This window comes from Proteus faecis (assembly GCF_003144395.1).
Taxonomy (GTDB): Bacteria; Pseudomonadota; Gammaproteobacteria; order Enterobacterales; family Enterobacteriaceae; genus Proteus; species Proteus faecis.
On sequence record NZ_PENZ01000015.1, the window covers coordinates 1 to 22,209 of the forward strand.

Here is a 22,209-nt window from a genome sequence, read left to right on the forward strand (position 1 = left end):
CCGTCCTGCGTGGCTTGTTGTTTGCTCATCGCCGGTCAGTGGATGCGCATTATAGGGAGATCTCGGATTAGCGCAAGTGTTATTTTAAAAAAATTTACCAAGCGAATACTTTATAATCAAACGTCCTATGAAAGTATAAATAATAGACACCAATTGTTCAAAAAAGTTTCAATTTTATCTGTGATTCTTAGCGATTTAACGGTTAAACCTTTATTTATATATTAAGTGCATAAAAAAAGAGGCTTATATAAGCCTCTTTTTCAGTTTCACGACATCTCTTATTTATCATAATAAATAGAGAAGATACTCTATTACTGTTTTGCAATTATCTTATTGTTATCCAAATCTAAGGTAATCTCTTTACCTGGTAATAATTTACCAGACAAAATGTCTTGAGCTAATGGGTTTTCAACCTCTTGCTGGATAGCCCGTTTCAATGGACGAGCACCATAAATTGGATCGAATCCAACTTCGCTCAATTTCTCTAATGCAGCCCCAGTAATAGTAACGTGATAACCACGCTCTTCTAAACGCTGGTATAAACGACGCAACTGAATTTGTGCAATCGCTGCAATGTTTTCTTTACCTAATGGATGGAATACGACCACTTCATCAATACGGTTGATAAACTCTGGTCTGAAATGATGGCCAACAACATCCATCACAATATTTTTCATTTCAGGATAATCAATTGTCCCGAAACGTTCTTGAATTAAATCAGACCCTAAGTTAGATGTCATAATGACAACTGTATTACGAAAATCGACTGTTCTACCTTGCCCATCTGTTAAACGACCATCATCCAATACTTGCAATAAGATATTGAATACATCTGGATGCGCTTTTTCAACTTCATCTAATAAGATGACTGAATAAGGGCGACGGCGAACTGCCTCTGTCAAATACCCACCTTCTTCGTAACCAACATATCCTGGAGGCGCCCCCACTAAACGAGAAACGGAGTGTTTTTCCATAAATTCAGACATATCGATACGAACCATTGCATCATCACTATCAAACAAGAAGTTCGCTAATGCTTTACACAACTCAGTCTTACCAACCCCTGTCGGCCCCAAAAATAAGAACGAACCAATTGGGCGATTAGGATCAGATAATCCGGCACGGCTACGACGAATAGCATTAGATACTGCACTTACAGCCTCTGCCTGACCAATAACACGTCTATGTAGCTCTTGTTCCATTCTTAACAGTTTTTCACGTTCCCCTTCTAGCATTCTAGATACAGGAATACCTGTCCAACGCGCTAAGATTTCAGCAATTTCAGCATCAGTAACTTTATTACGTAACAGCTTCATATGCTTATCTTCAGCTTTATTAGCTTCAGCAAGCTGTTTTTCTAGTGTCGGAATTTGTCCATATTGGATCTCTGACATTTTTGCCAAGTCACCACTACGGCGAGCTTGCTCTAATGCTATACGGGCCTGCTCTAATTCCGATTTGATATGCTGAGTACCAGTAAGCTCTGCTTTTTCTGCTTTCCACTCTTCTTCTAAAACAGAATACTCTTTCTCTTTTTCAGCAAGTTCTTCATTTAGCATCTCTAAACGTTTTTTACTTGCCTCATCAGACTCTTTTTGTAGTGCTTGTTGTTCAAGTTTAAGCTGAATGATACGTCTATCAAGTCTATCTAGTGCTTCTGGTTTTGAATCCATCTGCATACGTAGGCTTGCACCTGCTTCATCAATTAAATCAATCGCTTTATCTGGCAACATACGGTCAGAAATATAGCGATGAGATAAAGTCGCTGCAGCAACAATCGCAGGGTCCGTAATTTGAACATGATGATGAAGTTCATAACGTTCTTTTAGACCACGTAAAATGGCGATAGTATCTTCAACTGTAGGCTCAGCTACATATACTTTTTGGAAACGGCGCTCTAATGCAGCATCTTTTTCAATATATTGACGATATTCGTCAAGTGTTGTTGCACCCACACAGTGTAATTCACCACGAGCTAATGCAGGCTTTAACATATTCCCCGCATCCATAGCACCGTCTGCTTTACCTGCGCCAACCATCGTATGTAATTCATCAATAAACAGAATGACACTGCCCTCCTGTTTAGATAAATCATTTAAAACCGCTTTTAAACGTTCTTCAAATTCACCACGATATTTAGCACCTGCTAACAACGAGCCCATATCTAAAGAAAGTACGCGCTTATTCTTTAAACCTTCTGGGACTTCACCATTAACTATACGTTGAGCCAAACCTTCAACAATCGCTGTTTTACCTACACCCGGTTCACCAATAAGCACAGGGTTGTTTTTAGTACGACGTTGTAAAACTTGAATAGTTCTTCTTATTTCTTCATCACGGCCAATAACAGGATCGAGTTTGCCTTGTTCTGCTCTTTCCGTTAAATCCACAGTATATTTTTTCAATGCCTGACGTTGGTCTTCTGCATTTTGATCGTTCACTGTTTCTCCACCACGTATTTTTTCAATCGCTATCTCAAGACTCGCTTTATTCGCTCCGGCTGCTTTTAGCATATCAGCAACTTGACCACCGGTTTCCATGGCAGCTAAAAGAAAGAGCTCTGACGAAATAAATTCGTCACCTTTTTTCTGTGCCAATTTATCGCACAAATTAAGGTGCTTAATTAAATCATTTGAGGGATGAACTTCTCCACCAGCACCTTCGACTTTAGGTAATCGAGACAAAGCATCATTAATTCGCTCATTAAATTGCGATGCATTAACACCTACAGATGTTAATAAAGGGCGAATTGAGCCACCTTGTTGATTAAATAACGCACTCAGTAAATGTATGGGTTCTATAAATTGATTATCGTTCCCAAGTGCCAATGACTGGGCGTCTGCGAGAGCTTGCTGGAATTTGTTGGTTAATTTATCCAGACGCATAACACCTCCAAGTAAAATTTAAAGTAAAATTCGTAACTGGAGAATAGATGAGGTCATTTTGACAATATTCAAGCTCAAAATAAAAATTTTGAGCAAAAATATTCATCAATATTTGAGATAAGTGAGAAAAACGTTGCGAGGAAGTTTATTTAATCCAGATTAATGATGCCATTCGCCCTGTTACATGCTCTCGTCTATAAGAAAAAAAGCGCGATGGATCTGTTACAGTACAAAAATCGCCACCATAAATCTGAGTTACTCCACTTTCCTGTAAGATTATTCTCGCTAACATATAAATATTAGCTAAGTATTTACCATTGTGGGGAATAAATGCAGATTCAAAGGCAATATTTTTTTCTATAAACGCCAAACGGACTTCAGAGCCTACCTCAAAAGCAGTTGGCCCAATTGCTGGTCCTAACCATGCCATAATTTGATCTTTAGGCGCTTTAAACTGCGCCAGTGTATTTTGTAATACACCATGGCAAAGCCCTCGCCATCCACCATGAGCTGCGCCAACTTCTGTTCCATCAAGAGTTGTAAAAAGGACGGGCAAACAATCTGCCGTCATAATTGCACAAACTTTTTTCACAGTTGAGGTGTAAAGGGCATCACCTTGTACTTCATTATTTGTCTCAGCATTTAGCGTAACAACATGGGTACCATGAACTTGTTCAAGCCATAGTGGCATTTCAGGCAATTGAGCTTGCTGACAAAGTCTGCGTCTATTTTCTTCAACATCAGATAATTTATCACCAACATGAGTACCTAGATTGAGGCTATTATAAGGTGACTGACTAATCCCTCCCACTCTCAAGGTACTGCAAGACCCAATATTTTCAGGTTGTGGCCAATCTGGAAAAATCAATGAAGCCATTTACCAATCCATTTCATCTTTAAACTGTTCAACGTCAGCTTTTAGCACATCGATAAGCTTAACCATATCATCAGGTAAAGGGGCATGCCATTCCATTTCAATACCTGTTATTGGATGATAAAGACGTAGCATCGTTGCATGCAAAGCTTGTCTATCAAATAAGCGTAACGTTTCTCGCAATTCATCTGACGCCCCTTTTAAAGGACGAGGTCTTCCTGCATAAAGCTGATCACCGATTAAAGCATGGTGAATATGTGCCATATGAACACGAATTTGGTGAGTACGACCAGTTTCTAAACGTAAGCGCAAACGTGTATGAGCACGGAAATGCTCCATAACACGATAATGTGTTACTGCGGGTTTACCCATTGGGTGTACAGCCATATGTGTACGTTTAGTTGGATGTCGTGAAATAGGTTCATTCACTAATCCTCCCGCTGTCATTCTTCCTGTTGCAACGGCTTCGTACTCACGTGTAATTTCACGACGTTGTAAAGCTTCGACTAAATGCGTTTGAGCAGGAACTGTTTTTGCAACAACCATTAGACCTGTTGTATCTTTATCCAATCGATGGACAATACCTGCACGAGGAACGTTAGCAATCTCTGGATAGCGATAAAGTAATGCGTTTAATACGGTGCCATCAGGATTACCAGCACCAGGATGTACAACGAGATCTCTTGGCTTATTGATAACTAAAATATCATCATCTTCATAGACGATATTTAACGGAATATTCTGAGGCTCCCAGCGAACATCCTCTTCAATTAAGGCATCGACTTCAATTTTTTCACCGCCAAGCATTTTTTCTTTTGGCTTATTGATGATTTTATCGTTAACCTGCACTCTATTGTCTAAGATCCACTCTTTTATACGAGATCTTGAATAATCAGGGAACATTTCGGCCAAAGCCTGATCTAAGCGTTGACCCAGCTGTGAATCTGCGACTGTAGCATTAAGTCGTATTTGTTGAGACATAAATAATTTTCTATTAATTAAGTTAGTGTTTTGACGGCACAGCCGTTTCATTTAAAATGAGTTATAGTGTAACCGATTTCAGGGGAGCTTCACGGAGAGACTCCCCAAACCTATTCAGAGGATAATCAATACGTGATGAGACGCATTAAATACCTAGTGGCAGCGGCCACTGTAAGCCTGTTACTTGCTGGCTGTTCGAGTTCAGACAAAGACGCTACTGCCGATATGTCGCCTTCTGAGCTTTACTCAACCAGTCAGGAAAAATTGCTAGATGGCAATTATGGAGCGGCTATCAAACAATTAGAGTCTCTCGATAATCGCTATCCTTTTGGCCCTTATTCGCAACAAGTTCAACTCGATCTGATTTATGCTTATTATAAATCAGCGGAACTACCGATGGCGATTTCAGCAATCGACCGTTTTATGCGATTAAACCCAACCCATCCTAATATCGACTATGTTCTTTATATGCGTGGCTTAACAGCTCAGGCATTAGATGATAGTGCATTACAAGGGTTCTTTGGTATTGATCGTTCAGACCGTGATCCTCAACATGCAATTGTTGCATTCAAAGATTTTAGTCAATTAGTTCGTTACTATCCAGACAGCCTTTATGTCGCTGATGCAACTAAACGTCTCATCTTTCTTAAAAACCGTTTAGCGAAGTATGAGCTTTCTGTTGCGAAATTCTATACTAAACGAGGGGCTTATGTCGCGGTTATTAATAGAGTCGAGCAAATGATGCGTGATTATCCTGATACACAAGCCACTCGCGACGCGCTTGTCTATATGGAAAACGCTTATAAAGAGTTAGGACTGACACAAGAAGCAGAAAAAGTCGCTTCATTGATTGCAGCTAATCCTGCCTAATTAAAGCCTCACTATCAAAAACAGCAGCTTATCGCTGCTGTTTTTTTATTCTTTTCTAGCTAAATTGTCTTTACTTTTCATCAGCCCAACCTTCCTAATATGACCGAATAAATACAACTTAACAAGCGGTCTTTTTCAGCTATTTATCATTTGTCACGTTTTTATTACTAGTTACACATACATCTAACAAAAAGTGATTTTGATCATGTTTTAAATTGTGTATCACGATATTCTGAATTTATCGAAGATGGAGTAATAAAGAGGTAACTATATGATTATAAATATTACTAGCAAACAAATGGAAATTACCCCAGCACTACGAGAACACATTGAAAGCCGTTTAACTAAACTCAATAAATGGCAGGTAAATTTAATCAATCCTCATATTATTCTTACGAAAGATCCTAAGGGTTTTAGTGTTGATGCCAGCATTCATACACCAAATGGGCAATTGGTCGCTAATGCACAACACACCGATATGTATGTTGCAATTAATGACTTACTCGCAAAACTTGAACGTCAATTAAACAAAGTTCAGCATAAAAACGAATCTCGCCGGGCTAATAACAGCCTGAAAGAAGAGAATTTACTTGTCGATGAAATGTAAATAGTAAAGCAAGATTAAAAATTAGAATAAATCACTGACTCAAAACGCCTCTGCGCACCCTAGTGGTGCGCTTTTTATTGTATTTGTTCTTGACTCCTTTCACATCATCATGTTTGATAGCTATATGTTAAATAATTTACCAATCAATATAATGAACAAACATTCACATTTGCCTTTCTTCTTTTTCTTTCTGCTCTTTCATTAAGAGGCTTTGTCATTTCAGAAAGAAAAATAAGAACGACAATAGCCTCCAATTTGGAGGCTTTTTTATTTATGATGGCATGACATAACGGTATAGGGCTTAAACATGGAAAAACTCGATTTATTAGCAATCAGAGATAAAATTACAACGTTAGATTCAGAATTACTCACGTTGTTAGCAAACAGACGCCAATTATCTGCTGATGTTGCTCAATTTAAATTGAATACACATCGCCCTATTAGAGATAAAAATCGTGAGCGTGAATTACTTGATTTACTAATTGAGAAAGGAAAAAACGTTGGGCTAGATGGTTTTTATATTAGTCGTATTTTTCAAATGATCATTGAAGACTCAGTACTAACGCAACAAGCCATTCTACAACAACATCTTAATGCAACACCCAATGAGTCAGCCAGAATTGCTTATTTAGGGCCTAAAGGCTCTTATTCACATATTGCTGCTCGTCAATATGCAGCTCGCCATTTTGATACCTTCGTTGATTGCACTTGTCAGAAATTTGACGACATTTTTACGCTTGTCGATACAGGCCAAGCGGATTACGGTTTGCTACCAATTGAAAATACCAGTTCGGGTGCAATTAATGATGTTTACGATTTACTGCAAACAACATCAATCTCTATTGTCGGAGAAATTCGTATCCCGATTAATCATGCACTTTTGACAAGTGTTGATAGTAGCCCAGAAGAGTTACAAACTATTTATAGTCACCCTCAACCCTTCCAACAATGCAGCCATTACTTAAATCAGTATCCAAACTGGAAAATTGAATATTGCGAAAGTACAGCTGCGGCAATGGAAAAAGTGGCTCTATCACAATCACCACATGTTGCGGCTATTGGTAGTGAAGCGGGTGGCTCTCTTTATGGTTTAAAACCCTTAGCTAATAATCTAGCAAACCAGCAAATAAACGTAACACGCTTTATTGTTATTGCACGAAAAGCCATTGATGTTTCAGAGCAAGTACCTGCTAAAACAACCTTCTTAATGGCAACAGGGCAACAAGCAGGTGCATTAGTTGATGCATTAATGATTTTAAAAAAATACGATATTATTATGACAAAACTCGAGTCTCGTCCTATTAATGGCACACCTTGGGAAGAGATGTTTTATATTGATGTTCAAGCAAATCTACGTGATATCAATATGCAAAAAGCCTTACATGATTTATCACAAACAACACGCTCATTAAAAATACTAGGCTGTTACCCTTCAGAAAATGTTGTTCCTGTTGAAGTGAAATAACCTCGCTTAAAGATAAAAGCCAGATAGCATATAACTATCTGGCTTTTCTTTTTTATTCTTATTTTAAAATTGATTATAAGAAACCATACATCGCAGCAAATACCCAACCAAAGACACAGGAAACTGTTACGCCAATTAATCCTGGTAAAATAAAACTGTGGTTAATAACAAAACGCCCTATTCGAGTTGTACCAGAACGGTCAAATTGAATTGCAGCTAAGTCACTAGGATAAGTTGGTAGAATATAATAACCATAACAAGCGGGTGCAGATGCAATAATATAAGCAGGATCAACACCAATACCCAGTGCTAAAGGAACAATTGCGGCTAAAGCTGCTGCTTGAGAGTTAACAAACTTAGATACCAATAATAAGACAATCGCATAAGCCCAAGGATATTCTCGTACTAATTGCCCCAATGCTGCTTCTATTTCTTTCATATGTGCAGAGAACATAGTTTCTGCCATCCAAGCAATACCATACACGGCAACAATTGCTATCATCCCTGAACGGAATACTTCATTTTTAGAAATAAGAGAAGGGTTGGTTTTACAGATAATAATAATTGAGGCACCAGCTAATAACATAAACATCTGAATAACGAGCACCATAGATAATGGTTTGCCATTAAATATAGGACGTATTTCAGAGAAAGCACCTAATATTGCAACAACAGCAATCGCACCTAAGAAAATCCACATCGCTACCCAGTTTTTCATAGGGAGCTTTTTATCTAGAAGTGTCGCTGTATCTCCATAAACATAATCATGGTTTTCAGGAACTGAAACGAATTCTTGGAAACGTTGGTCTTTATCTAAATCCTTTCCTCTAAACCAGCTAAAGATACCAATAGCTAAAATACCGATAAAAGTAGAAGGAATAGTAATTGCTAATAAATCTAAAAACTCAAGGTGTTTACCATTAAACGTCACATCACCAAGCATTGCGACTAATGTAACAACGGCAACGGAAACTGGACTGGCAATAATTCCCATTTGAGAGCCGATTGTACTTGCCGCCATGGGTCTTTCAGGGCGAATATTATTTTTAATCGACACATCATAGATAATTGGCAATATGGTATAAACCACGTGTCCAGTACCACATAATATTGTAAGAGTACAAGTTACAAGTGGGGCAACAATAGAAATATATTTGGGATTTTTACGTAATAATTTTTCAGCTATTTGCAACATCACATCTAATCCACCAGATGCTTGTAATGTTGCTGATGCAGAAACCACGGCAATAATAACCAACATTACATCAACAGGTGGTTTTCCCGGAGGAAGATTAAAAACAAAAACTAAAATAACTAGACCTACACCACCTAATAGACCTAATGCAATTCCGCCTTTCCTAGCTCCATAAAATAGACATACTAATATAATGGCGAGTTGTATTAAAAAATCCATAAATTACCCCTTGAAAAACACGTCGGAATATAAATAAAAAATAATACAATTGAATTTTTAGTGCTTCTTGCAAAAAAAAAAGAGTCTATGAAATATAATTTACGATAACTGTTATAAGCATTTTTTTGATCACTGTTATAGTTTTCATAATACCTTTCAATTTCATTCAGTTTTAAGATCTCATCAACAAATAACTTTTAATAAAGAGACAATATTGAACATTAATTATTATTTAATTAAACCCAGTAATAACAATTACACAACAATTAATGTAAAGCAGATTAGTTGATTGATGGGAATAGATATTTATCTGATTATTTTTAAATATATTGATATTTTTACTTCCATTTTAAATAAAAAAATATTATGGAATAATTAATAAAATAAAAAGGCCGAGCAATGTATTTTATTGCTCAGCCTTTTATATAACAAATAATTTAACTAGATTCGGCTATCATTTGCTTTTTGTAATAATACACCACTCTCTTTCATAAATTGAGAAGCATAATCACCAAACCAATCACTCACGTTATTAAATGAATGGACAAACTCACTCTTTGCATTTATATCTAATAAATCGATAGCTTGACCTAATGACTGATGATATCTACGAATTAGTTCAATATTCTCTTTCGATGACAAAATAATATCAGCATAAAGTTGTGGATCCTGAGCAAATAAGCGCCCTATCATTGCCAATTCTAATCGGTAAATAGGAGATGAAAGTCGCAGTAAACTGGCAAGATCAACTTTTTCTTTTGCTAAATGCTGACCGTAAGCAAAGGTTGTAAAATGTCGAAGTGCTTGAATAAAACTCATGTTTTTATCATGTTCTTCTGGCGTAATTGCCTCAATTTTTGCTCCCCATACCATTAACTGCTCTAACAACCAATCAAATGCATTGTGGTTTCGCCCTTCACAGTACGCCACAACCTGTTTTGCTAAGCTAGGTACATCAGGACCAAACATTGGATGAAGACCTAAAACTGGCCCACTATGTGCCTTTAACATCGCTTCTAAAGGAGCTTTTTTAATAGAAGCGAGATCTACAAGTAAACAATTTTCAGGTAAAGCTGGAAGTTTCTTAATAACCTCAACAGTTAAATGAATAGGCACACTGATAATTACCATTCCTGCATTGTCAAAAATAGCTGGCGATTTAGTTTGCCATTCATCAGCTTCTAAGCTTTCAACTTGGTAACCTGAGAGTGTAAACAAACGAGAAAATAGTTTACCCATTTTCCCATTTCCACCCACAATAACGATTTTACCCAATTGAGGATTAAGCGTTTTAAATCCTTTATCATTTTCTTTAGTATAGGATTCTCGCATTACTCGACGTAACACATCTTCAATCAAATCTGGGGAAATCCCCATCATTTGTGCATCATTACGACGAGAAGCAAGCATAGCGGCTTCTCTATCAGGTGCATAAATCGGTAAGCCATAACGGTTTTTAACTTCTCCCACTTCAGCTACCAGTTGCATTCTTTTTGCGAGTAAAGAAAGCAGTGATTTATCTACCTGATCAATTTGCTCACGCAAACCTTGTAATTCTTCAGCCATCTATGCTTGCCTCTTTTTTCTTTATGATTAACTAACTTTTTTTAACTGTGCTTCACGCTGAACCAAAATCGGGGAAAGTTGAGCATGTAAATTTCTTAACACTGACTCCGTTGTTTCCCAACTAATACATGCATCTGTTACTGAGACACCGTATTTCATTTCACTGCGAGGCTGCTCTGACGATTGATTGCCTTCATTAATATGGCTTTCTAACATAATACCAGTAATAGATTCATTACCTTTAGTGATTTGCTCAATCACTGAATCAACTACCGCCGTTTGACGACGGAAATCTTTATTAGAATTGCCATGGCTACAATCAATCATTAATGATGGTTTTAATCCCGCTTTTATCATCTGAGCTTCACACTGAGCAACATCTTCTTCATGATAATTTGGTGTTTTCCCACCACGTAAAATCACATGACCATCAGGATTGCCTTGTGTTTGCAATAAGCAAACCTGTCCTGATTGATTAATTCCCATAAATCGATGTGGCATAGAAGCCGCTTTCATCGCATTAATTGCAGTATCTAAATTACCATCTGTTCCATTTTTAAATCCAACTGGCATTGAAAGCCCTGATGCCATTTCACGATGAGTCTGAGATTCTGTTGTTCTGGCACCAATAGCAGACCAACTAAACAAATCACCTAAGTATTGTGGATTGTTAGGATCTAACGCTTCTGTTGCTAAAGGCAAACCTAATTGCACAAGTTCAGTCAGTAGCTTACGGGCAATATGTAACCCTTTTTCCATTTCAAAGCTACCATCCATAAATGGATCACTAATTAAACCTTTCCAACCAACGGTGGTACGAGGTTTTTCAAAGTAGACACGCATCACAATATACAGACTATCACTTAATTCAGACGCTAAGACTTTCAGACGTTTTGCGTAATCTAACGCAACATCAACATCATGAATGGAACAAGGCCCACATACCACGAGTAAGCGAGGGTCACGACGTTGGACAATTTCCGAAATTGTTTGACGCGACTGAGCAATGGCATGCAGATTATTGCGACTCAATGGGTATTTTTGTTTTAACTCTTCTGGAGTAATTAAAACCAGCTCTTCGCTGATATTCACATTATTGAGTGCGTCTTTTTGCATGATCATAATCTTTACCTTTTTATATCTGTCATTGTGATTTTTGTGTGTCTGAAAGATAAGATAACATGCAATGTAAAGAATTCAATCCATATTTTTGACATTTTCGATAATTTCGTAAATATATATTTACATTTAAAACAAAAATTAAAAATAAGTAATACATAACAACAAGTTACAAAAAACAAATAGAATAAGAATAATGTGATCAAGATTGAACTAAAACACCAATATGTAATTATATATTTACAGATTATCTTTTAATGAATCTCGATAGAAGAATAATAGATAAGATAAGATAGGAATATAGAGGCAACAGAGATGAAAAACTCACAAACAATATTTTCAACATCGGGAGATATAAAAAAGGTCAGCAAATGCTGACCTTTTAACAATAACTTTCGGATGTGCGAAAGCGTATTATTTAGCGTTAAGACGCTCTTTGATACGAGCAGCCTTACCTGAACGCTCACGCAGGTAGTACAGTTTAGCTTGACGAACCGCACCACGACGTTTCACAGTGATGCTATCTACGACTGGAGAGTGAGTTTGGAATACACGCTCAACACCTTCGCCATTAGAAATTTTACGAACAGTGAATGCAGAGTGCAGACCGCGGTTACGAATAGCGATAACCACGCCCTCGAATGCCTGCAGACGTTTTTTAGAACCTTCAACAACCCATACTTTAATTTCTAAAGTATCACCAGGACGGAATGAAGGAACATCTTGCTTCATCTGTTCTTGTTCGATTTGTTTAATAATATTGCTCATAATAATTCTCTTACCCTAGGTAAACTGATATTAATGACATCTTGTGTCAGACTTACTCTGCTGTTCCTGACAGATGTTCCCGTTGGAACTCTGTTAACAGCACTCTTTGCTCGTCAGTCAGAGCTAGGCTTTCCAGAAGCTCAGGTCTTCTTAGCCAGGTTCGACCCAGTGACTGTTTCATGCGCCAGCGATTAATATGAGCATGGTTGCCTGACAGTAAAACTGCCGGAACTTCCATACCATCTAAAACCTCTGGGCGAGTATAGTGAGGATGATCAAGTAAACCTTCAGCAAAAGAATCTTCTTTCGCAGAGGCTGCGTGTCCGAGAACTCCCGGTACAAAGCGCGCTACTGCATCTATCATTATCATGGCAGGTAGTTCCCCACCACTTAATACGTAATCACCAACAGACCACTCTTCATCGATTTCAGTCTGAATGACACGCTCATCTATACCTTCATACCGACCACAAACTAGAATTAACTTCTCATTTGTTGCCAGTTCACAAACTCCTTGTTGATCGAGTTTGCGTCCCTGAGGTGATAAATAAATCACCTTTGCTCCATCACCTGCCGCAGCTTTTGCTTGATGAATAGCCTCCCTTAAAGGTTGAACCATCATCAACATACCGGGACCACCGCCATAAGGACGATCATCAACAGTATTGTGTCTGTCGTATGTAAAATCTCGGGGATTCCAACATTCTACATTAAGCAGACCATGCTTCACTGCCCGACCAGTCACCCCGTACTCGGTTATAGAGCGGAACATTTCTGGAAATAGGCTAATTACCCCAATCCACATTTTAGTGTCCCACTATTGAGAACCGTTAACCGGATAATCTAAAAACCAGGATCCCAATCAACGATAATTTTTTTCGCTGAGAGATCGACTTTCTTGATAACCTGCCCATCAAGAAACGGAACTAACCGTTCCCCGATACCGAACGCATCTTTCAGATTCGCTTTAATCACCATGACATCATTTGAGCCCGTTTCCATCATGTCTGTAACGACACCTAGATCGTAGCCTTTATCCGTTTCTACATGGCAACCCATTAGATCTTTCCAGTAATATTCACCTTCAAGTTCTGGAAGTTGCGAAGCATTCACGACAATTTCAAAATTAGTCAGGAAATTGGCCGCATCTCTGTCATCAATACCTTTTAGCTTGACGATAATATCTTGGTTGTGATGTTTCCAACTTTCAATTTCAATGGTTTCCCACTGTCCATGACGCTGAATAAACCACGGTTGATATTCAAAAATGTTTTCGGCGTGTTCGGTGGAAGAAAAAACTCTGAGCCAACCACGGATCCCGTAAGGTGAGCCCAACTTACCCATAACAATAGGTTCTACAGGCTCTTTTAAGGTTTTTTGTTCGCTCATTGTTACCACCGCGACAGATTAAGCGCTTTTCTTCGCTGATTTGATCAGGCCAGCAACACGTTCTGAAACAGTTGCGCCTTGAGCAACCCAGTGTTCAACACGGTCTACGTCTAAACGTAATTCTTCTGCATTACCGGTTGCCAGTGGGTTATAAAAACCTACACGTTCAATAAAACGACCATCACGCGCATTGCGGCTATCGGTTACTACTACTTGATAAAACGGACGCTTTTTTGCGCCGCCACGAGCTAAACGAATTGTTACCATAACATCCTCATTAGTTAATAAAACAACCAGACGCCATCGAGGAACGGAGTCCGGTTGTCATATAAAAAGCCCGAAAAGTTTACTCACTTTGGCGAAAAAAGCAATCCAAAGCACGTTTTTTTTCCGGCTTTTTGATTTTATCGACCTGGGAATCCAGGTGGCATCATACCTTTCATGCTACGCATCATCTTAGCCATGCCACCTTTTTTCATTTTTTTCATCATACGTTGCATATCATCAAACTGTTTTAATAAACGGTTGACATCTTGCACTTGTGTTCCAGAACCTGTAGCAATACGGCGTTTTCTGGAACCTTTAATGATTTCCGGTTTTTGGCGTTCTTTTTTAGTCATGGAATTAATAATCGCTTCCATTTTCACTAAAATTGAATCATCCATTTGTGATTTCACTGCATCTGGCACCTGAGACATACCCGGCATTTTGCTTAGCATACTTGCCATGCCACCCATGTTCTTCATTTGCTTTAATTGATCTAAGAAATCATTTAAATCAAAGCCATCACCTTTTTTAAGTTTTGTAGCGAGCTTTTCAGCTTGCGCTCTATCAACCTTGCTTTCAATGTCTTCAATTAAAGACAGAACATCACCCATGCCTAAAATGCGAGAGGCTATACGATCCGGGTGAAAAGGTTCTAAGGCTTCTGTTTTTTCCCCAACACCGAGGAATTTAATTGGCTTACCAGTGATATGGCGAATTGATAATGCAGCACCACCACGCGCATCACCGTCAACTTTGGTTAATACAACCCCGGTTAATGGCAATGCTTCATTAAATGCTTTTGCTGTATTTGCCGCATCTTGCCCCGTCATGGCGTCAACAACAAATAGAGTTTCCACCGGATTAATGGCTTTATGGAGAAGTTGGATCTCTTCCATCATACCTTCATCTACGTGTAAACGACCTGCCGTATCCACTAGCAATACATCATAGAATTGAAGTTGCGCATGTTTTAATGCATTACTTGCAATTGTGACTGGATTTTCTTGAACAGTCGAAGGAAAGAAATCAATGCCAACCGTTTCGGCTAACGTTTCAAGCTGTTTAATCGCTGCTGGGCGATAAACGTCAGCAGAAACAACAAGAACTTTTTTCTTCTTTTTCTCTTTTAAGAATTTACCTAATTTTGCGACACTGGTCGTTTTACCGGCACCTTGTAAACCAGCCATTAACACAACAGCAGGCGGTTGTGCTGATAGATCAAGGTCAGTATTCACTTCTCCCATCGCATTGACGAGTTCATTTTGAACAATCTTCACAAACTCCTGACCTGGTGTCAGGCTTTTGTTAACTTCATGCCCTACTGCGCTCTCTTTGACTCGCGCAATAAAATCACGAACCACAGGTAAGGCAACGTCAGCTTCTAATAAAGCCATACGTACTTCACGCAGTGTCTCTTTAATGTTTTCTTCGGTCAGTCTTCCTCGACCGCTTATATTGCGCAATGTGCGCGATAGTCTGTCACTTAAATTCTCAAACATTATCTTAGCTCAGTGTTAAAGTTGGGCTTATCGGTCATGTATGCCACCGATTATATCACGATGACTCGCGGATCTCTGCATAGAGATTTAAGCTTAATGACTTCAATAGTTGGAGCCGTATGCTCCTAGCGCTATACTAGGAAGTTATTCAAACAATATATGTAAGCGAAACTATGCCCGTTATATCAATCTCTATCGTCGCTGTCTGCGCTTATTTACTCAGTCTGGTGATGTTTTTACCTGGTCTGTTACGAAAAGAGCAGAATGGATACCGCGGATTAGCTCTACTATTTGCGGTAATTGCACTTGTTGCACATGCCATTTCATTAAAATTTTTAATTTTCCGTCCTCACAGCGGACAGAATCTTTCACTCACTAATCTAGGTGCAATTGTTAGCCTAATGGTCTGCGTTATCATGACGATTGTGGCTTCTCGTGGCCGTGCATGGTTCTTACTGCCTATTGTTTATTGTTTCGCAATAGTCAATCTTGTTATTGCAGCGCTGATGCCGGGTGAATTTGTTACACATCTTGAAAGTAGCACATCACTCTTTATTCACATTGGATTGGCGCTATTAAGCTATGCAACTCTGTTAATCGCCGCCTTATATGCATTACAACTTAGTTGGCTCGACTATCAACTAAAAAATAAGAAACTAAAATTCTCACCTCAAATGCCACCATTAATGTCAATTGAGCGTAAAATGTTTCATATTACACAAGTGGGTGTGGTATTACTGACACTGACCTTATGTACAGGTTTGGTGTATATGGATAATATTTTTGGTAAAGAAAACATCCATAAATCTATTTTCTCTATCATTGCTTGGTTTGTTTACATCATTTTATTATGGGGACATTTCCGAGAAGGCTGGAGAGGAAAGAAAGTCATTATTTTCAATTTAATTGGTGCTCTTATTTTGACATTAGCTTTTTTTGGTAATCGTTTATTACAAGAGTTAGTACTTAATTAATTTTCTATTTTAGGGTAGCAAAAGGATCTCAATTTTGGAGCATGTGTCGACAACTACGCTCATTATCATACTTGTCTGTATGATTATTGCCTCAGCTTATTTTTCTGGGACTGAAACAAGTATGATGACGATTAATCGCTATCGTCTCCGTCATGCTGCGAAACAAGGAAATCGCTCTGCAAAACGTGTAGAAAAATTATTACAACGTCCTGACAGATTGATTAGTTTAGTATTGATTGGCAATAATCTGATTAATATTGTTGCGTCTGCGCTAGCTACCATTGTCGGTATGCGTTTATATGGTGATGCAGGTGTAGCAATAGCTACGGGTGTGCTGACCTTTATCATCCTTATTTTTGCTGAAGTGCTCCCAAAATCAATCGCGGCACTTTATCCAGAGCGTTTTGCTTATCCAAGCAGTGTCATTCTCTCTCCTTTACAAAAACTGATGCTACCTATTGTTTGGTTTTTTAATAAACTCACATTAATACTAATGCGCATTTTTGGTATCAAATCTCCAGTAATACAAGGGAATGCAGTCTCAAAAGAAGAGTTAAGAACTATTGTTCATGAATCTAAATCAAAACTTTCGCAAAGAAATCAGAATATGTTGCTGTCGATTTTAGATTTAGAAAAAGTGACGATTGGCGATATTATGGTTCCAAGAAATGAAATTTTTGGTATCGATGTCAATGATGAATGGAAATCTATCGTAAGACAGTTAACTCATTCTCCTCACGGTCGAATTGTGCTTTATCGTGATACTCTCGACGATGCGATTGGTATGTTGCGAGTACGAGAAGCTTATCGCTTAATGACCGAGAAAAAAGAATTTACCAAACAAATTCTGATGAAAGCTGCCGATAAAATTTACTTTATTCCGGAAAGCACACCATTAAACCTACAGCTCGTCAATTTCCAACGTAATAATGAAAAAGCAGGGATTGTGGTTGATGAATATGGCGAAATTCAAGGTTTAGTAACCGTTGAAGATATTCTTGAAGAGATTGTTGGTGACTTTACTACTTCGATGTCCCCATCTTTAGCTGAAGAAGTTATTCCTCAAAAAGACGGTTCATTATTAGTTGATGGTACGACAAATATTCGAGATATCAATAAAGCTTTCGGTTGGCATTTACCTGAAGATGAAGCTCGAACGATCAACGGCGTTATTATTGAAGAGTTAGGTGACTTGCCTGTTGTCGGTAATAAAATAACTGTAAGTGACTACGAATTTGAAATACTTGAAGTTCAAGATAATGTCATCAAAAAGGCGTTAATTCGCCATCTTTCAATCCCGCATCATTAGTAAAAAGAAATAAGCGCTTTAAAAGGCGCTTATTTTTGCTGTTTATCCTAACTCAAATCGTAATTTGCTATTACGAAAATCAAACTCTCTGGCAGATTTCATATAGAAAGGCTCTATTGCTTGCTCTTGTATTAGTTTTGCTGGCTTTACTTGTTGATAGTCAGAATAAAAACCATGATTTTTGACCCACATCACTAAGTTTAATGCTGGTTGATAAGAATAATCAGCGCCATATTCTTCACGCCGGCAAATAAAACACGCTGTTTCCCCCTTATTCAAAGTAAGAGAAAGAGACTTACGTGGAAAATTAGTAATAAGCCCTCCCTCATCGTTTATCGCTTCAATATTAAAATGATGAGGTGCTAAACTACGAATATTTTCATATTTTAACTGTGAATTTTCACCGCTATAACTGTTTGTTTTTATTTTATCTTGTTGAAAGTACCAACGATATTGCTCTTCTTCTTTTTCTTTATAAAGATAATCACCATTTATTTTCATTATGGTGTTTGTTTGTGATTTAGTGATTTTGGCAAGTAATTCAGGATTGAGTTCAGACGATAGCAGTAACAAATCAGGCTTGATAACAAGCTCTGGCTGGCACTGAGTACGTTTAACATACTTTTTGTGGATTTGTTCCAAGTAACGATATTCACGTGCTTTAGAGCGTCCTTGATAGAAAAAAGCATCTTTAGGAAATTGTGTCCGTAATGTTCCTTTACCTACAAAATAAAATTCTCGAACAAAAAACTCTAGTACTAATTTTGGTGATGAGAATTTGTAATATTCCATAATAGAAATGTACTCCGTGTATTAAGCATAAATTTAATCCATTACCGTGCTAACAATACAAGAAGATAAGAAAATAAAACAATGAAATAGAGAAAAGAAAAATAACAAAAGGGATAAAATAAAAAAGAGATAATAAATCAGAATGCGAATTTCCTGATCTATTATCCCCTAAGATTATAAATTAGCGATAACTTAGATATGTAGCTCTTTTAACGTCTCTTCAGGTAACGCTAATTCATCGTTATGATTAATACCAATGCTATGAGATAAAATATCACGTGCGATATCTTGTGCTTCTGTCAGCGAATGCATTTCATAGGTACCACATTGGTATACATTTAGTTCTGGGATATGGTTTTGATCTTTTACTTTCAAAACATCTTCCATTGCGGCTTTCCATGCATTAGCTACACGTTGCTCTTCAGGTTGCCCAATTAAGCTCATGTAGAAGCCTGTACGGCATCCCATTGGGGAAATATCAATTATCTCAACCCCATTACCATTAAGATGATTACGCATAAATCCAGCAAACAGGTGCTCTAGAGTATGAATTCCTTTTTCAGGCATGGCTTTTTTATTTGGTACAGTAAAGCGCAAATCAAATACCGTAATCGTATCACCTGATGGCGTTTTCATGGTCTTAGCAACACGTACAGCAGGTGCTGACATACGCGTATGGTCAACAGTAAAACTATCCAATAAAGGCATAAAAAACCTCCTAAGAAAAATTTAAATATTTTTAAGAAAAAATGAAACTTTCTACAAGCAGCACGGTCTTAGTAACGAATACGCGCAATTGTTATCATCCCTATTTCTCTATAGAATTTTTTTTAGCCACACAAATCTTAGTGTGGCTTTTTTCTATCTAAGTTTAGGAAGTCACATTATCGGTGTTAGTCCCCGCATGGATCTTCAAATACTCATCAAAAGAAATGGTATCACTCTTTTCTAACTCTTCTTGACGTTTTATGGATGAAATTCTCTCATGTTCAAAAGCTTCATCAGTTAACGTTTCATAAGGTGTTTTAATTAATTCTTGGTAATATTCTTCAGCTAAAGACAAGCCAAAACCACCAATACCTTGCGTTTTAATTTTGTCTAAAAGTCTGCCAGAGAAAGTTAATTCAGGATTATCAAACATTTCCTCTAACTTAACACAAACTTCCATATATTTAGTGCCAGAACAGCAATCAAGAACATTAGCAACGCGTTTTAAATCAGCAAACAAGGCTTTACCAACTTGCGCTAGTGGTTCTTTTCTTTCACCACATCCCATTCCGATAACTTGACCTGGCTTACGTCCTTCTAGAATAACGTTATTCCAATTTGAACGACAACACGCTAATTCAGAAGCACTCATTTCTGGAGCATCCGCTAATACACACCAAATCAGGAATAAATCAAGAAAGCGAATTTGAGTTTCGTCAACACCAATTGGCGTAAATGGATTGATATCAAGTGAACGAACTTCGATATATTCAATACCACCGCGTAATAACGCATCAGAAGGTGATTCATCCCCTTTAACCACACGTTTAGGACGAATAGGTGCGTAGAGTTCATTTTCAATCTGCAACACATTGGTGTTTAACTGAATATACTCACCGTTTTTCTTAATACCTAATTTAGCAAACTCTTCAGAAGGCTTATGAATCGCTTTTTTGAGCCCTTTGACATAAGTTTCAAGGTGATTAAAGGTGATATCTAAATCGCTTTGGGATTTATTGGTATATCCTAAATCGCTTAAACGTAATGAAGTTGCATAAGGTAAATACTTCGCCCCCTTAGACGTACTCTCAAATGGTAGATTTGTTTCTCTTCCTCTTAAGAAAGATCCACAAATTGCGGGTGATGCACCAAAGAAGAATGGAATGATCCAGCCAAAGCGATAGTAATTTCGAATAAGACGTAAATAACCGTCAGAAATCGCTTCTTTTCCACTCTCTTCATCTTTTACATTAGCCCATGCTTGCCAAAATTCGATAGGTAATGAAAAGTTGTAATGCACACCTGAAATAGTTTGCATTAACGCGCCATAACGATTTTTAAGCCCTTCACGATAAAGTGTTTTAAAACGCCCAACATTCGATGTGCCAAATTGAGCCAGCGTAATCTTATCTTCCGCTTCAATAAAGCAAGGCATACTCATAGGCCACATACGTTCATTATCTAAGTGACGTGCTGTATAGCGATGTAAATCACCTAAAAAATGCAAGGTATGTGCAATGTTGTCATCAACAGGTGTAATAAACTCTAATAGAGACTCAGCAAAATCAGTTGTGATCCATTTATGAGTTAATGATTTACCTAATGAAATAGGATGCTCTGTTGATGCTAAATTGCCTTCTGGCGTAACTCTTAAAGTTTCACGCTCTATACCACGGTGGATGCCACATAAAACTTTAGGGTGTGCTTCTAACCAAGAAAGCGCTTTTGATACGTCCGGGATCAAAGGTGACCTCCCGCGTTGATTGATGTTAGTAAATAGATAGGAGTTACTTTATCGCAAAGTCACTAAATTGTCGCTTATTAGATGATATTAGCATTGTTAGTTGGTGCTAAACAAAAACATCATTTTATGAGAAATAATAGAATAGTAGAAAGCAAAAAGCCTCGCTATTGCGAGGCTTTTAAGATGGTGCATCCTGGAGGATTCGAACCTCCGACCGCTCGGTTCGTAGCCGAGTACTCTATCCAGCTGAGCTAAGGATGCGGGTCTGACGTTTTTACTAGAAAGAATAAAACTAAGTTATCTAATAAAAGATGGTGCATCCTGGAGGATTCGAACCTCCGACCGCTCGGTTCGTAGCCGAGTACTCTATCCAGCTGAGCTAAGGATGCATCGTAGTTATTTTTCTAGTTGCTCATATTGCAATTGGCAATCTGAGTAATGAGATGGTGCATCCTGGAGGATTCGAACCTCCGACCGCTCGGTTCGTAGCCGAGTACTCTATCCAGCTGAGCTAAGGATGCGGGTCTGACGTTTTTACTAGAAAGAATAAAACTAAGTTATCTAATAAAAGATGGTGCATCCTGGAGGATTCGAACCTCCGACCGCTCGGTTCGTAGCCGAGTACTCTATCCAGCTGAGCTAAGGATGCATCGTAGTTATTTTTCTAGTTGCTCATATTGCAATTGGCAATCTGAGTAATGAGATGGTGCATCCTGGAGGATTCGAACCTCCGACCGCTCGGTTCGTAGCCGAGTACTCTATCCAGCTGAGCTAAGGATGCGCCGTTTTAATACTTTACTCTTTTAATGCAAATTATTCACCATTTGCACCAAAATAAAAACCCCATACTTTAATCATGGGGTTGGAATATGGTGCATCCTGGAGGATTCGAACCTCCGACCGCTCGGTTCGTAGCCGAGTACTCTATCCAGCTGAGCTAAGGATGCAAGTCTAAATGGCGGTGAGAGAGGGATTCGA

Annotated in this window: 19 protein-coding genes, 6 tRNA genes and 1 other annotated feature; of the genes, 5 read left to right on the plus strand and 20 right to left on the minus strand. The window is 38.2% G+C overall.

All coding sequences use genetic code 11. The annotated features are described in order from the left end of the window. Positions 1-311: 311 nt before the first annotated feature. From clpB to rluD, 3 genes are all read right to left on the minus strand, one after another. Complete coding sequence (clpB, locus tag DK858_RS03870) at positions 312-2,885, minus strand: ATP-dependent chaperone ClpB (RefSeq protein WP_109396302.1); 2,574 nt, start codon at positions 2,883-2,885, stop codon at positions 312-314. A 145-nt stretch (positions 2,886-3,030) separates the two neighbouring features. Next, positions 3,031-3,762, minus strand: a complete 732-nt coding sequence (yfiH, locus tag DK858_RS03875) for a purine nucleoside phosphorylase YfiH (protein ID WP_109396303.1) — start codon at positions 3,760-3,762, stop codon at positions 3,031-3,033. Beyond that, positions 3,763-4,740 carry a 23S rRNA pseudouridine(1911/1915/1917) synthase RluD gene (gene rluD, locus DK858_RS03880; RefSeq protein ID WP_109396304.1) on the minus strand — a complete coding sequence of 326 codons (978 nt, stop codon included), beginning with the start codon at positions 4,738-4,740 and terminating at the stop codon, positions 3,763-3,765. It abuts the gene before it with no gap. A 135-nt stretch (positions 4,741-4,875) separates the two neighbouring features. Here rluD and bamD point away from each other — a divergent pair, with 135 nt between their 5' ends. The 3 genes from bamD (at position 4,876) to pheA (ending at position 7,682) form a co-directional block, all read left to right on the plus strand. Continuing rightward, a complete protein-coding gene (bamD, locus tag DK858_RS03885; RefSeq protein WP_109396305.1) occupies positions 4,876-5,610 on the plus strand; it encodes an outer membrane protein assembly factor BamD in 735 nt (244 codons plus the stop codon). Positions 5,611-5,881: 271 nt separating this feature from the next. Further along, a complete protein-coding gene (raiA, locus tag DK858_RS03890; protein WP_109396306.1) occupies positions 5,882-6,217 on the plus strand; it encodes a ribosome-associated translation inhibitor RaiA in 336 nt (111 codons plus the stop codon). Between the two features lie 156 nt (positions 6,218-6,373). Further along, positions 6,374-6,489: a sequence feature (Phe leader region), on the plus strand. Between the two features lie 35 nt (positions 6,490-6,524). Then, positions 6,525-7,682: a bifunctional chorismate mutase/prephenate dehydratase gene (pheA, locus tag DK858_RS03895; RefSeq protein ID WP_109396307.1), complete on the plus strand. Its 1,158-nt coding sequence runs from the start codon at positions 6,525-6,527 to the stop codon at positions 7,680-7,682. Positions 7,683-7,755: 73 nt separating this feature from the next. Here pheA and DK858_RS03900 read toward each other — a convergent pair whose 3' ends face one another. The 8 genes from DK858_RS03900 to ffh form a co-directional block, all read right to left on the minus strand. Further along, positions 7,756-9,096: an anaerobic C4-dicarboxylate transporter gene (locus tag DK858_RS03900; RefSeq protein WP_109396308.1), complete on the minus strand. Its 1,341-nt coding sequence runs from the start codon at positions 9,094-9,096 to the stop codon at positions 7,756-7,758. Between the two features lie 441 nt (positions 9,097-9,537). Further along, positions 9,538-10,662 (minus strand): bifunctional chorismate mutase/prephenate dehydrogenase, encoded by a 1,125-nt coding sequence (tyrA, locus tag DK858_RS03905; RefSeq protein ID WP_109396309.1) that lies wholly within the window; start codon positions 10,660-10,662, stop codon positions 9,538-9,540. Between the two features lie 27 nt (positions 10,663-10,689). Then, positions 10,690-11,784 (minus strand): 3-deoxy-7-phosphoheptulonate synthase, encoded by a 1,095-nt coding sequence (locus tag DK858_RS03910; protein WP_109396310.1) that lies wholly within the window; start codon positions 11,782-11,784, stop codon positions 10,690-10,692. Between the two features lie 411 nt (positions 11,785-12,195). Then, positions 12,196-12,549 carry a 50S ribosomal protein L19 gene (gene rplS / locus DK858_RS03915; RefSeq protein ID WP_006534749.1) on the minus strand — a complete coding sequence of 118 codons (354 nt, stop codon included), beginning with the start codon at positions 12,547-12,549 and terminating at the stop codon, positions 12,196-12,198. A 52-nt stretch (positions 12,550-12,601) separates the two neighbouring features. Next, positions 12,602-13,354 carry a tRNA (guanosine(37)-N1)-methyltransferase TrmD gene (gene trmD, locus DK858_RS03920; protein ID WP_006534750.1) on the minus strand — a complete coding sequence of 251 codons (753 nt, stop codon included), beginning with the start codon at positions 13,352-13,354 and terminating at the stop codon, positions 12,602-12,604. Between the two features lie 38 nt (positions 13,355-13,392). Beyond that, positions 13,393-13,938, minus strand: coding sequence for a ribosome maturation factor RimM (rimM, locus tag DK858_RS03925; RefSeq protein WP_006534751.1), 546 nt, complete (start codon positions 13,936-13,938; stop codon positions 13,393-13,395). Between the two features lie 18 nt (positions 13,939-13,956). Beyond that, on the minus strand, positions 13,957-14,205 hold the full coding sequence (gene rpsP, locus DK858_RS03930; RefSeq protein WP_004244772.1) for a 30S ribosomal protein S16: 249 nt from the start codon (positions 14,203-14,205) through the stop codon (positions 13,957-13,959). 137 nt (positions 14,206-14,342) lie between these two features. Then, positions 14,343-15,704, minus strand: a complete 1,362-nt coding sequence (gene ffh, locus DK858_RS03935; protein WP_109396311.1) for a signal recognition particle protein — start codon at positions 15,702-15,704, stop codon at positions 14,343-14,345. A gap of 173 nt (positions 15,705-15,877) precedes the next feature. On the opposite strand from ffh, the gene DK858_RS03940 reads away from it, so the two are divergent. Together DK858_RS03940 and DK858_RS03945 are read left to right on the plus strand one after the other, a co-directional pair. Continuing rightward, the gene (locus DK858_RS03940) at positions 15,878-16,678 is read left to right on the plus strand and encodes a cytochrome C assembly family protein (RefSeq protein ID WP_072063505.1); all 801 of its coding nucleotides are present in this window, start codon (positions 15,878-15,880) and stop codon (positions 16,676-16,678) included. A gap of 34 nt (positions 16,679-16,712) precedes the next feature. Beyond that, complete coding sequence (locus DK858_RS03945; RefSeq protein ID WP_072063506.1) at positions 16,713-17,987, plus strand: HlyC/CorC family transporter; 1,275 nt, start codon at positions 16,713-16,715, stop codon at positions 17,985-17,987. Positions 17,988-18,029: 42 nt separating this feature from the next. Here the strand turns inward: DK858_RS03945 and DK858_RS03950 are convergent, their stop codons facing one another. The 9 genes from DK858_RS03950 to DK858_RS03990 form a co-directional block, all read right to left on the minus strand. Next, positions 18,030-18,779 (minus strand): hypothetical protein, encoded by a 750-nt coding sequence (locus tag DK858_RS03950; RefSeq protein WP_109396312.1) that lies wholly within the window; start codon positions 18,777-18,779, stop codon positions 18,030-18,032. A 192-nt stretch (positions 18,780-18,971) separates the two neighbouring features. After that, positions 18,972-19,487, minus strand: a complete 516-nt coding sequence (gene luxS / locus DK858_RS03955; protein WP_006534759.1) for an S-ribosylhomocysteine lyase — start codon at positions 19,485-19,487, stop codon at positions 18,972-18,974. 163 nt (positions 19,488-19,650) lie between these two features. Then, positions 19,651-21,231 carry a glutamate--cysteine ligase gene (gene gshA, locus DK858_RS03960; protein ID WP_109396313.1) on the minus strand — a complete coding sequence of 527 codons (1,581 nt, stop codon included), beginning with the start codon at positions 21,229-21,231 and terminating at the stop codon, positions 19,651-19,653. Between the two features lie 184 nt (positions 21,232-21,415). Continuing rightward, positions 21,416-21,492 (minus strand) — tRNA-Arg (locus DK858_RS03965). A gap of 51 nt (positions 21,493-21,543) precedes the next feature. Then, positions 21,544-21,620: transfer RNA gene (locus tag DK858_RS03970), tRNA-Arg, on the minus strand. A 55-nt stretch (positions 21,621-21,675) separates the two neighbouring features. Further along, positions 21,676-21,752: transfer RNA gene (locus tag DK858_RS03975), tRNA-Arg, on the minus strand. 51 nt (positions 21,753-21,803) lie between these two features. Next, a tRNA-Arg gene (locus DK858_RS03980) sits at positions 21,804-21,880 on the minus strand. A 55-nt stretch (positions 21,881-21,935) separates the two neighbouring features. Continuing rightward, positions 21,936-22,012: transfer RNA gene (locus tag DK858_RS03985), tRNA-Arg, on the minus strand. An 89-nt stretch (positions 22,013-22,101) separates the two neighbouring features. Then, positions 22,102-22,178, minus strand: a tRNA-Arg gene (locus DK858_RS03990). Positions 22,179-22,209: the final 31 nt, after the last annotated feature.